This is a genomic window from Ruegeria sp. CDSC025, assembly GCF_059610805.1.
In genome coordinates, this window is the sequence record NZ_JBXWOJ010000001.1 from 349,772 (window position 1) to 361,702 (window position 11,931).

Here is an 11,931-nt window from a genome sequence, read left to right on the forward strand (position 1 = left end):
TAACGCAGTTGTCGCAGGGCTTACTTCTGCGGCAGCGGGCCGATCATCATGATCATCTGACGGCCTTCCATCTTGGGCATGTTCTCGACCTTGCCGATTTCCTTGGTGTCCACGGCAACACGTTCCAGCAGCTCACGGCCCAGATTCTGGTGTGCCATCTCACGACCACGGAAGCGCAGAGTCACCTTTACCTTGTCGCCGTTTTCAAGGAATTTGAACACGTTGCGCATTTTGACTTCATAGTCATGAGTATCGGTGTTGGGCCGGAACTTGACCTCTTTCACCTCAATGACTTTTTGCTTTTTGCGCGCTTCGGCCTCGCGTTTCTGCGTTTCGTATTTGAATTTACCAAAGTCCATGATTTTGCAAACCGGAGGGTTTGCATTCGGCGAAATCTCGACCAGATCCAGGCCGGCTTCGTCCGCGAGTTGCATGGCTTTGGCGGGATGAACCACCCCGACATTTTCACCTTCGGCGCCGATAAGGCGAATTTCGGGGGCACGGATCTTATCATTGACGCGCGGGCCGGTGTCTCTCTGAGGCGGCGCGTTGTGAGGTCTGCGAGCTATGGGTTCATTCCTTTGATGATTGCAGAATTTCAAGCCCGGAATTTAGACTGGGCTGCGGGACGTTTCAAGCGGCATAAGTGACCACCAGCGTGAATTTCCCATGATATTCCCGCGTTTTTGCCGATCTGATGTCGCATATCAGACCGGCAAACCGGATTAGCCAACAAAGGCCTTTTCAATGACGAATTCCTTGGGGTCGGAATTTGCGCCTTCGCGCAGTCCGAAATCCTCGAGGATTTTTTTGATATCCAGATTGAAAGCCAATGATCCGCAAACCATCGCGCGGTCCGTATCCGGCTGGATGCCGCCCTCAATCCCCAGATCGGCAAATACTGTGCCGTCTTTCAACAGCTCGGTAATGCGGCCCATTTTGGGGCTCTGTTCGCGTGTGGTGGTCGGGTAGTAACGAATCTTGTCCGCAAAACCTTCGCCCATCAGCTCAGCCAGCATTTCGTCCTTACGGATGTCTTCAATCAGTTGGCGACCATATTCCAGTTCGGCCACTTCGCGGCAGGTATGGGTGATTATGACCTCATCATAATCCTCATAGGTCTGTGGTTCGCGCAGCAGAGAGGCGAAGGGTGCAAAGCCGGTGCCGGTGGCAAAGAACCACAGGCGCTTACCAGGCAGCAGGGCGTCATGGACCAGCGTGCCAACCGGCTTGGGCCGCAGGATGATCTGATCGCCTGGTTTGATGTGCTGAAGTTTCGAAGTCAGCGGGCCGTCCTGTACCTTGATCGAATAGAACTCAAGCTCTTCATCCCAGGACGGCGAGGCGATGGAATAGGCGCGCAGCAGGGGTTTGCCGTTGTCGCCCAGCAGGCCGATCATCACAAACTCGCCCGAGCGGAACCGCAAGGAAGCGGGGCGCGACACTTTGAATGAGAACAGGCTGTCAGTCCAATGCTTGACGTCTGTCACAGTCTGGGCGTCCGGCAGAACGGGGGCCTTCACGGCGGTTGCTTCGGTCACGGGTTTCATCTCTGTCATCGTTTCACTGCCGGTGGAGTAAACCGACATCTCCGTTTAATCTTTGATCCAAGTCAGGAAAAGGGGGCTCTTGCCCCTACGTTCCTATTTGAGGCTGCGAAAGGCGGTTTTAGCCGCGCAGGCGGGCCTGATAGTTGTTGTCCTGCCAGTTGGCGCGAGCCACCCACTGATCTTCGGGCTGGCGATCGGCCAGAGTGTCTTCAATCTCGACCTCATCAAAGCCGCTGCGCCGCGCCATGGCATACTGGTCGGCCAAGACATGGCCTTTGGCGCGCAAGCGACCGGTATAGCCTTTCAGGCGCAGGGTCCGCGCGATGGTAAAGCCGCGCCCATCCGCAAAGGACGGGAAATCGATGCGCACCATCTTGGCACAGCCCAGCCGTTCGGCAAGTTCATCGGGATCCGTGTCCGAGCTGACATCCAGCGCGACCACATCATTGGCCGCGTCTTCCAGCGTGACATAGCCATCAGTCCAATCATCGGGGGCGAACCCCTCATCGGTTACGATAACGTTCATGTGTTCTCTCCGGCGCGCATCATCTTGCCATCTACAAAATGAATGCCGCATTCTTCCTTGTTCTGATCGCGCCAGCGTCCGGCGCGGGGGTCTTCGCCCTGTTTGACCGGCGAAGTACAGGGCGCACAGCCGATCGAAGGGTATCCTTTGGCCACCAGCGGGTGCCTGGGCAAGTTGTTCTCTTCCATATAGGCGCGCACATCTTCGGGCGCCCAATGGGCCAGCGGGTTGACCTTGATCCGGCCTGTGCCGTCCTCGACCTCAAAGAAATCAAGCGTGGCGCGGGACCCTGCCTGAAACCGTTTGCGCCCGGTGATCCAGCCATCATATCCCAACAATGCCTGTTGCAGCGGGAAGGTCTTGCGCAGGTTACAGCACGCATCCATGTCCCGCAGACGCAGCGCGCCATAGGGGTCGTCGCGTTGAACATCCTCGTCATCCGCGCGGATGATCTTGACGTTTCGCAACCCCAACCGCTCGCTCACCTCCTGCTGATACTCCAGCGTTTCGGTGAACAACATCTGCGTGTCGATGAACAGCACCGGGGTCATCTTGTCGACCACGGCCGCCATATGCAGCAACACCACCGATTCCGCACCGAAACTTGAGACCAGAGCGAGATCATCGATCTCTTCCATTGCTCCGTGCATCACGTCATGCGCACTGTGGTGGCGGAACCGGGCGTTCAACTCACTAACCCGTTCGGTCAGTTCACGTCTATCCCGGCCCAGTTCAGTCTGGATCAGATCAAGCGGCATTCGCTCGCGCCTCGGGGTAGAGGGCCGCCTTGAACGGAGTCATTCCGACACGGCGATAGGTCTCGAGGAAGGTTTCTTCGGCACCCTCACGCTGCTCCAGATAGGTTTCGACGATGCGCTCAACGGCCGGAACGATCTCATCATAGGCAAAGCCCGGACCCGTACGATCACCGATTGCGGCGTTTTCCGTGCCGTCACCACCCAGAGTGATCTGGTAGTTTTCGACGCCTGCACGATCCAGACCAAGAATGCCGATATGGCCGACATGGTGGTGACCACAGGCGTTGATGCAGCCCGAGATCTTGATCTTCAGGTGGCCGATATCATGCTCCAGTTTGAGGTCTTCGAACCGGGTGGCGATTTCCTGTGCAACCGGGATCGAACGCGCCGTTGCGAGCGCGCAATAGTCCATGCCAGGGCAGGCGATGATGTCGCTGATCAGGCCGATATTGGCGGTGGCCAGCTCGTATTCTTTCAGTTTGGCATGGATCGCGGGCAGGTCCGATTTATGGACATGCGGCAGGATCACGTTCTGCTCATGACTGATGCGCAGCTCGTCATAGGCGAATTCTTCGGCCAGATCGGCCATCACGCGCATCTGCTCGGCAGTTGCATCACCCGGCGTCGCGCCGTGCTTCTTGATCGAGATGGTGACAATCGCGTGGTCCGCATTCTTGTGTGGCGCGATGTTGGTATCGACCCACGAGCGGAAGACCGGATCGTTGGTGTATGCACCTTCAAACGACGCAACCGACGCTTCGCGGAAGGTGGGTGCAGCGAAGTGGCTCTTGATCTCTTCCAGCAGGTTCATATCCGCGCCTTTGAACTGCGGGCGGACCTGCAGGAAGCGTTCGTTGACCTTGGCGCGGATAGCGTCGATGCCATGCTCATGCACGGTGATCTTGATGCGCGCCTTGTACTTGTTGTCGCGGCGACCGATCTGGTTCCACACAGAAACGGTGGCTTCGAGATACGCCAGCAGGTCGTCAAACGCGACGAAGTCAGACAGTTCCTTGCCTATCATGGGCGTACGGCCCAGACCGCCGCCTACGATAACACGGGCGCCCAGAACGCCGTCACGTTCGACCAGTTGCAGGCCGATATCATGCGCCTTGATCACGGCACGGTCGTTCTCTGACCCTGTGATGGCGATCTTGAACTTACGCGGCATGAACTGAAATTCCGGGTGGTCGGTCGACCACTGGCGCAGCAGTTCCGCATAGGGGCGCGGATCGGCGACCTCATCCGCGGCGGCACCGGCGAAATGGTCGGCGGTCACATTACGAATGGTGTTGCCGCTGGTCTGGATGGCGTGCATGCCAACCTCGGCCAGCGCGTCCAGCATATCCGGCACGTCATTCAGCTTGGGCCAGTTGTACTGGATGTTCTGACGGGTGGTGAAATGGCCATAGCCCTTGTCCCATTTTTCAGCCAGCAGGGCCAGTTGGCGCATCTGCGCACTGTTCAGCGTGCCGTAAGGAATGGCGACCCGCAGCATATAGGCGTGCAGCTGCAGATACAGGCCGTTCATCAGCCGCAGCGGCTTGAACTCATCCTCGGTCAGCGATCCGTCAATGCGGCGCTCGACCTGGGCGCGGAACTGTCTGTTGCGTTCTGCCAAAAATGCTGTGTCGAACTCGGAGTAGCGATACATGATTAGCTGTCCTTAAGTGCAGCCCCGAACCTGGGGCCAATGTAGGGGAGAGAGAGGGCCAGGGATCAGGCCCGGGGCTGCGGGGAAGTTTCCTGTTTGCCGTGGGCATAGTTGGACGGACCAGTCCGGCGGAAGTCTTCCCGAAAATGAGTTGGTTCTGGGCCTTCGTCGCCAGCTATGGCATCCGCCAGATAGGCACCGACAATCTTGCCTGCTTGGCGTTCGGCATCCAGAAGGCGGATCTGTGCGTGGGCTTCGTCTGTGATCAGCTCTGCCTCGGATAATTCACGTGACCAGCGGTCGTCCTCGGTCAGATAGATGACGTCACCTTCCAACAGATCGTTGGCGGTTACCACTTTGGGGGTAAAAGCGCGGGCCATCAGGCGTGCTCCTTTTTGAATTCAGTCAGGGCCTTGGCTGCCTGGCGGGGGGCAAGGCCGTAAAAAGTAAGGGTGGGGCCGTCCATGTCCGAGGCGCTCAGATCGGCGGACATGTGATCCAGCGTCGTGGTCAATATGCGCTGATCGGGACGCGACGCGTTTTCGATCAGCGTCACAGGTGTGGCCCGGTCGGCGCCGTGCATGATCAGGCGGCCCTGAATAAACCGGGCAGACTTTTTGCCCATATAGATCGCCGCCACCGAACCGGGCTGCGCCAGGGCGCTCCAATCGTGATCGGCGAACCCCTTCATGTCGTGCCCGGTCAGGAAACGGATCGAAGAATTGCGCCCGCGGCGCGTCTGGCTTTGCCCGATGCCTGCAACTGCGGCCGAGGCTGCGGTGATGCCGGGGATAATCTGCCACGAGATGCCAGCTGCTTCGACGGCGTCGATTTCTTCGTCCAAACGACCAAATACGGTGGGGTCACCGGATTTCAGGCGTACAACGCGTAGACCCTTCAGAGCGTACTCTACCAGCAGCGCGTCGATGTCTTCCTGTTTCCACGAGGGGCCGAACCCGGCTTTGCCAACATCGACCAGAACGGCCGTTTGCCCGGCTAGGGCCAGCACCTCGGCGCTGATCAACCGGTCATGCAGGACAACTTCCGCGCGCTCGAATGCGCGCAGGGCCTTGAGCGTCAGCAATTCGGGATCACCGGGGCCTGCGCCGACAAAGTCGACATGGCCTGCGTCCTGATATGTTTGCGTCACTTGCATGTTTCGGTCCGGGTTGGTTTGACTTGACCCTCAATATAGGAAATATTCCCGGTATTACGCCATATGTGCGCATAAATAAGAACAAACGTTTCGCTGTATTGGTTAAGCGATACGAAAGTTTCGAAACGAGGAAGAAATTGGAATGTCAGTGCGGATTGATGACACGGATCGGAAAATTCTGGTTGAGCTGCAGCGCGACGCCAGCCAATCGCTGGACGAAATAGCAGCCCGCGTCGGCAGTTCCAAGACGCCTGTCTGGAATCGTATCCGCAAGCTGAAAGGGGCCGGGGTGATCGGTCAGCAGACGGTATTATTGGATGCCGAGGCGCTTGGTTTTGAGGCGACGTTCTTCGTGCTGATCCGCACCTCTGAACACGAGGCGGATTGGCAGCGAACGTTCCTCAAAGCCCTGCGGGACCGCCCCGAAGTGCAAGAGGCGCACCGGCTGGCAGGCGATATCGACTATATACTCAAGGTGCGCGTCAAAAACGCGCGCGCCTATGACGTGTTCTACCAGACACTGATTTCCGAGGTGCGCGTCCACAATGTGACTGCGTTGCTGTCGATGGAAGAGATCAAGTCGACGACCATGCTGCCGCTGAATGCCCTGATCGAGAAATAGCGATCAGACCTGAACCATCAACCGCTTTAGCCCGTGGAAATGGTAGCTGTTGGAATATTCCGGTTCCTCGCTGAGCGCTAGGTTGGGACAGCGTTCGAACAGTGCCGCCAGCGCTATTCGCATTTCGAGTCGGGCCAACGGTGCTCCGACGCAGAAATGCAGACCCGCGCCAAAGCTGCTGTTGGTCAGGATGGGGCGGGTTGGATCGAACTTATGAGGTTCGGCCCAGACTTGGGGATCACGGTTCGCGGCTCCAAGCAACAAAGCGACTTCGTCACCGCGTTTAAAACTGTGCCCGAACAGTTCGATCTCTTCATAGGCATAGCGCGTGAACATATGCAGCGGGGGATCAAAGCGCAGGATTTCTTCGACGGAGGCGTCAATCGTTTCAGGCTGAAAGGCATCGGCTTTTACACCTTTTCGCAATACGGTCCTAAGCCCATTTCCCAGAGAATGAACCGTGGCCTCATGACCGGCATTCAACAGAAGAATGCAAGTTGCAACCAACTCGTCACGCGACAGTTTTTCACCATCTTCTTCAGCGGCGATCAACCGGGTAATCAGGTCATCCTGAGGGTCAGACCGGCGCTTTTCGACGTAAGACGAGAGAAAGTCGGTGAACTCTTTTGCCGAGGCCGCCGCCGCATCCTCGGTCTGGCGTGTGCGGCTGGCCTGATACATCGCCACCATGTCATGGGACCAGCGCAAAAGCTCGGGCGACATCTCTTCGGGAACGCCTAGAAGGCGGCAGATCGTAACGACCGGAACTTGCGTGCAATAGGTGTCCAGCAGATCGAACGGCGCATCGGTAAAGGCGTCGATCAGCTTGTGGCTGAGGTCATGGATCGTTGGTTCCAGTGCCGCAATGGCACGTGACGTAAAGGCGCGCATGACCAGGCGTCGAAGCCGGGTGTGGCGCGGCGGCTCTGCTTCTAACAACGAATGAGATTCGACCATCAGCCAGGGGGCTAGATGCGCAGGACCTGGACGCTGCATTTCCGGCGGCACTTCGCGACCGAAACGACGGTCCTTCAGCAAGGCCTGAACCGCCCGGTGGGATACAGCAGCGTGCATCCGGTAGTCGGCCCAATACACAAGGTCGCCATGCGCGCGGGCCGCATCATAAAACGGATAAGGGTTCTGGACAAAATTCGGGTCAACAGGGGATTGATGCAAAGTCTTCATGGCGGGCACACTTGCCATGAGGCGCGTTGAATGCAAGACCCAATGTCATGCAAAGGGTATGGTTGATTTCGACATTTCTGATTGCTGTTGGGCTGCTCTCTGTTGGGGTGTGGTCATACGGCTTTCGTCAGGCATTGTCGCCGCTGAGCGATAAGGCTGAGGCCGATCTGGAATTGGCCGCCGACCGCCTTAGCACACAAATGCAGGTCTATCAGGAACTGGCTGTCTTGATGGCCAGCCACCCGGCTGTTCGAACGCTTGTCACGCCGAGCGATCGCGCCATCGCGCAGGCTGTGTTGCTGGACGTGGCAGACAAAACTGCCGCCGTTAACATTGTCTATCTGGACCGTCTGGGCAGGGTACTTGCAGCCGCCCACCCGGTGCCTGAATTGACGATGGCAGACCATCCCGCATTCAGGCGCGCCATGCAGGGAGCTATGGGCAGTGCCCACGGGGTCGAGTCCACAAGCGGCGATCGAACCTATTCCTATGCAGCTCCTGCCTTTGGTCCCACCGGTATAGTCGAAGGCGCATTGATGGTTATAGCCGATGTGCAGGATGTCGAACAGACTTGGCGGGGCAGTACCGAGGCCATTTTCTTTATTGATGGGGAAGGTGTGGTGTTCATCTCGAACCGATCCGACCTGTTGTTCTGGCGTCGGACCGAAGGTCAACCGGGGCTGGTGCCGCCCGAGGGGCAGGCGGTTGATTTCTCGTCGAATCTGATCGGACGACACGAGCTTTGGACCTTGAATTGGGGCCGGTATCTGCCACGGCATGCGTTACACCTTACGCTCGATCTACCGGTGATAGACATGACAGCAGAGGTGCTGGTGGATGTGGCCCCGGCGCGCCGTCTGGCGAATTTGCAAGCAGCGGCGGTCGCTGCGATCTGTCTGGCCTTCGGGGCGCTTTTGTACATGGCAACCGAACGCCGGCGCGCGCTTGCTGAGGCCAATGCGGTGCTGGAAAGCCGCGTGACGCGCAGAACCCATGCGCTTACCGCCGCGAACACGGCCCTGCGGCGCGAGGTTCATGAACGGGAAGAGGCCGAGGTCGCGCTGAAACATGCGCAGGAAGAGCTTATACAGGCCGGGAAGTTGAGTGCGCTCGGGCAGATGTCGGCGGGCATCAGCCATGAGTTGAACCAGCCGCTGATGGCCATTCGCCAATTCGCCGAGAACGGAACGGCTTTTCTGACCAGAGGTGACGAGTCAAAAGCCGCCGAGAACCTCACCAGAATTTCCGATTTGGCCGCGCGAATGGCGCGAATTATCAAGAACCTCAGGGCTTTTGCCCGCAATGAAAACGAGCCCATGGGCAGAGTTGATCTGGTTCAGGTAATAGAAACGGCGTTGGAACTGACCGAGGCCCGGCTGAATTCGGAAAACGTTCGTATGGAATGGCAGGCTCCAGATGTCCCTATCTATGCTTGGGGTGGCGAAGTGAGATTGGTACAGGTGTTCGTAAATCTGATTAACAATGCCGCCGATGCGATGAGTGAGCAAAACCAACGCATGATCAAGATCGCGATAAACAGCGGCCAAACCCTGACGGTCACGGTCAGTGACACCGGTCCGGGGATCGAAAACTCGGAAAAGCTGTTCGAGCCGTTTTACACCACCAAAGCCGTCGGTTCGTCCGAGGGTATGGGGCTGGGGCTGTCGATCTCATATGGTCTGGTTCAGAGTTTTGGTGGTAACATTCGGGGCACCAACGCTCCGACAGGTGCGGTATTCACTGTGGAACTGGAACATTTCAGCGAAGTAGGGGCAGCATGACCCGCAAAGTGCTTTTGGTCGATGACGACTCGGCAGTGCGCGAGGCGCTGGCCCAGACGCTGGAGCTTGCCGATTATGAACCCGTAACAGCCGGGTCCTTTGTGGCGGCCAAGGATCATATCCGGGCCGATTTCGCCGGTGTGATCGTATCGGATATCCGGATGCCTGGTCGGGACGGGTTTCACCTGTTGACCTACACCCGCGATATGGATGCTGATCTGCCTGTCATCCTGTTGACTGGAGAAGGCGACATACCAATGGCAGTGCAGGCCATGGGGCAGGGCGCGTTCGACTTTCTGGAAAAACCCTGCGCTGCGGCTGACCTGTTAAAGGTATTGGGCAAGGCCTCTGAGGCGCGAGAACATGTCCTGCAACAACGGGCGATGAAAAGCGAGCTTGAGCGCGGCGATCCAGCGGCACGCCTGCTGTTCGGTCTCTCATCAAAGGCTGAAGCCCTGAGGGAAAGGGTTCGTACGGTAGCCAAGACAGGGGCCGAAGTTTTGGTCACCGGACCGGCTGGCAGCGGAGTGTCCAAAGTTGCCGAGGTCGTTCACCTAATGTCGCCGCAAAGTCAGGGCCCATTTGTCAAACGTCCATCCGCCGGTTTGTCGACCAGCGATCTGGTTCATGTCTGCGAAGATGCAGCCGGTGGTTCCCTTTTTCTGGACGAAATCTCGGCCATGCCAGAGGCCACGCAATATGCAGCACTGGAGATGGTTGAACAGGGTGTAGGCGCCCGAATTCTGGCGGGCACGACCACTGACCTGGCCGAATTGTCTTCGGATGGACGGTTTCTTGCGGATTTGTTCTATCGTTTGGATGTGATGCGCGTTCGCATACCGTCGCTTGCCGAGCGCCCCGAGGATATACCTGTAATCTTCCGCCACTATGTAGCACAGGCAGCCGAACAGGCCGGGATAAAGGAACCGGAAATCACGTCGGACCATCTGGCATCGCTGATGACCAGAGACTGGCCGGGCAACGCACGGTCGTTGATGTCAGCCGCAATGAGGTTTGTGCTGGGAATGCCTGAAGATGTCTCGCAGGCCGCAGAACTGGGGTTGAGCGAGCAGATGGCACGGGTCGAAAGATCTCTGCTGATTGCTGCCCTTGGCCGGCATAACGGCAAGGCATCAGAAGCCGCAAAGGCGCTAAAGCTGCCTCGCAAAACCTTCTACGACAAGCTGGCGCGATACCACATTCGTCCTGAAGACTACCGGAGGTAAAGGCTCCCGCCAGCTTTTCCCGCATTGTCATGCGGTTAAGCTGTTGGGCGTGGCAGTCCGCTGACGCGGACTGCGGGGCGAACCAAATGCCCGGCAATCGATTCGGATTCGGCGAATCGTTATTTGTGCGGAAATCCACACAATGGGGCATTTATATGTGCGGATTCTCGCACGGGTTCCCGAATGGCTCAAATGGATACCAGACAGGAAGTGCGTAACACTCAGTAAATAAATGAAAAAATACTACCCGATAGTCAAGCCCACAATAAGTTGAGGGCTTGACCCCGATTCGGTTCACTCGCCGCCATGGGACGGCTTCTGCGCGTCCGGAGACGTAGTGAAGTATCTGGGAGAACTCGACTGATGAAATTTTTGACAACGGCAGCGACGGCCGTCGCTCTAACCGTAACAGCAACCGCAGGCATGGCCGCTTGTGAAGACGGCGAAATCGTCGTGAAATTCGCGCATGTGACCAATACCGATAAACATCCCAAGGGTATTGCAGCCTCGTTGCTGGAACAGCGCGTTAATGATGAGATGAACGGCGTGATGTGCATGGAGGTCTACCCGAACTCCACGCTTTATAACGACGATAAAGTCCTTGAGGCGATGTTGCAGGGCGATGTGCAACTGGCGGCCCCGTCATTGTCCAAGTTCGAGAAGTTCACCAAGCAATTCCGCCTGTTCGACCTGCCGTTCATGTTCAAGAACATTGACGCGGTAGACGCATTTCAGGCTTCGGCTGACGGTCAGGCGATGAAAGACAGCATGCAGCGCCGTGGCCTGCAGGGGCTGGCATTCTGGCACAATGGCATGAAACAGATGTCGGCCAACAAACCGCTGGTCGATCCGTCGGATGCCGATGGCCTGAAATTCCGCGTCCAATCCTCTGACGTGCTGGTCGCGCAGATGGAGGCGATTGGCGGAAGCCCGCAGAAAATGGCTTTCTCAGAGGTTTATGGCGCGTTGCAGCAAGGTGTCGTCGACGGACAGGAAAACACTTGGTCCAACATCTACGGCAAGAAGTTCTTTGAGGTTCAGGACGGTATCACTGAAACCAACCACGGTGTCATCGACTATCTGGTCGTGACATCGGTTGACTGGCTGGACAGCCTGGATCCTGCGGTGCGCGAACAGTTCCTGACCATTCTGGGCGAAGTGACAGAACAGCGGAACAAAGAATCCTTCTCGGTGAACGAGGAAGCCAAGGTCTCGATCACAAATGCGGGCGGTATCATCCGTGAACTTAACCCTGAACAGCGTCAGGCCTGGATCGACGCCATGAAACCTGTTTGGGAACAGTTCGCCGGTGACGTGGGTCAAGAAAAGATCGACGCCGCGCAGGCTATCAACGCCGGGTTCTGATCCTGGTATACGCCGCGCGTCCGGGGACTGGGGAGTATTCGACGCGCAGGCAGGGTGGGCCGATTTGGCCCGCCCAAACAGCACTTATCTCAAAAAAATGTGGGGACA

General features: G+C 57.4%; 12 protein-coding genes. 4 read left to right on the forward strand and 8 right to left on the reverse strand.

Features of this window, described 5'->3' with window-relative positions:
- Positions 1-20: 20 nt before the first annotated feature.
- The 7 genes from infC to cobA all read right to left on the reverse strand — a co-directional run bounded on the left by infC (position 21) and on the right by cobA (position 5,644).
- The gene (gene infC, locus AC2FH8_RS01710; protein ID WP_246097134.1) at positions 21-602 is read right to left on the reverse strand and encodes a translation initiation factor IF-3; all 582 of its coding nucleotides are present in this window, start codon (positions 600-602) and stop codon (positions 21-23) included.
- Between the two features lie 123 nt (positions 603-725).
- Positions 726-1,559 carry a ferredoxin--NADP reductase gene (locus AC2FH8_RS01715; protein ID WP_496688215.1) on the reverse strand — a complete coding sequence of 278 codons (834 nt, stop codon included), beginning with the start codon at positions 1,557-1,559 and terminating at the stop codon, positions 726-728.
- A gap of 109 nt (positions 1,560-1,668) precedes the next feature.
- Positions 1,669-2,076: a DUF934 domain-containing protein gene (locus tag AC2FH8_RS01720; protein WP_142634095.1), complete on the reverse strand. Its 408-nt coding sequence runs from the start codon at positions 2,074-2,076 to the stop codon at positions 1,669-1,671.
- Entirely contained in the window at positions 2,073-2,834 is a 762-nt protein-coding gene (locus tag AC2FH8_RS01725) for a phosphoadenylyl-sulfate reductase (RefSeq protein ID WP_271946855.1), read from the reverse strand. The genes AC2FH8_RS01720 and AC2FH8_RS01725 overlap by 4 nt, the downstream gene beginning before the upstream one ends.
- Positions 2,824-4,488 carry a nitrite/sulfite reductase gene (locus AC2FH8_RS01730; protein WP_496687881.1) on the reverse strand — a complete coding sequence of 555 codons (1,665 nt, stop codon included), beginning with the start codon at positions 4,486-4,488 and terminating at the stop codon, positions 2,824-2,826. The genes AC2FH8_RS01725 and AC2FH8_RS01730 overlap by 11 nt, the downstream gene beginning before the upstream one ends.
- A 65-nt stretch (positions 4,489-4,553) precedes the next feature.
- Complete coding sequence (locus AC2FH8_RS01735; RefSeq protein ID WP_142634089.1) at positions 4,554-4,868, reverse strand: DUF2849 domain-containing protein; 315 nt, start codon at positions 4,866-4,868, stop codon at positions 4,554-4,556.
- Positions 4,868-5,644, reverse strand: coding sequence for a uroporphyrinogen-III C-methyltransferase (cobA, locus tag AC2FH8_RS01740; protein ID WP_496687884.1), 777 nt, complete (start codon positions 5,642-5,644; stop codon positions 4,868-4,870). The genes AC2FH8_RS01735 and cobA overlap by 1 nt, the downstream gene beginning before the upstream one ends.
- 142 nt (positions 5,645-5,786) lie before the next feature.
- On the opposite strand from cobA, the gene AC2FH8_RS01745 reads away from it, so the two are divergent.
- Complete coding sequence (locus AC2FH8_RS01745) at positions 5,787-6,266, forward strand: Lrp/AsnC family transcriptional regulator (protein WP_496687886.1); 480 nt, start codon at positions 5,787-5,789, stop codon at positions 6,264-6,266.
- A gap of 3 nt (positions 6,267-6,269) precedes the next feature.
- Here the strand turns inward: AC2FH8_RS01745 and AC2FH8_RS01750 are convergent, their stop codons facing one another.
- The gene (locus tag AC2FH8_RS01750; protein WP_496687889.1) at positions 6,270-7,451 is read right to left on the reverse strand and encodes a cytochrome P450; all 1,182 of its coding nucleotides are present in this window, start codon (positions 7,449-7,451) and stop codon (positions 6,270-6,272) included.
- A gap of 47 nt (positions 7,452-7,498) precedes the next feature.
- Here AC2FH8_RS01750 and AC2FH8_RS01755 point away from each other — a divergent pair, with 47 nt between their 5' ends.
- From AC2FH8_RS01755 to AC2FH8_RS01765, 3 genes are all read left to right on the forward strand, one after another.
- Positions 7,499-9,232: a sensor histidine kinase gene (locus tag AC2FH8_RS01755; RefSeq protein ID WP_496687892.1), complete on the forward strand. Its 1,734-nt coding sequence runs from the start codon at positions 7,499-7,501 to the stop codon at positions 9,230-9,232.
- On the forward strand, positions 9,229-10,458 hold the full coding sequence (locus AC2FH8_RS01760) for a sigma-54-dependent transcriptional regulator (protein ID WP_496687895.1): 1,230 nt from the start codon (positions 9,229-9,231) through the stop codon (positions 10,456-10,458). The genes AC2FH8_RS01755 and AC2FH8_RS01760 overlap by 4 nt, the downstream gene beginning before the upstream one ends.
- Positions 10,459-10,821: 363 nt before the next feature.
- Entirely contained in the window at positions 10,822-11,823 is a 1,002-nt protein-coding gene (locus AC2FH8_RS01765; protein WP_496679567.1) for a DctP family TRAP transporter solute-binding subunit, read from the forward strand.
- The last annotated feature ends 108 nt before the right edge of the window (positions 11,824-11,931 follow it).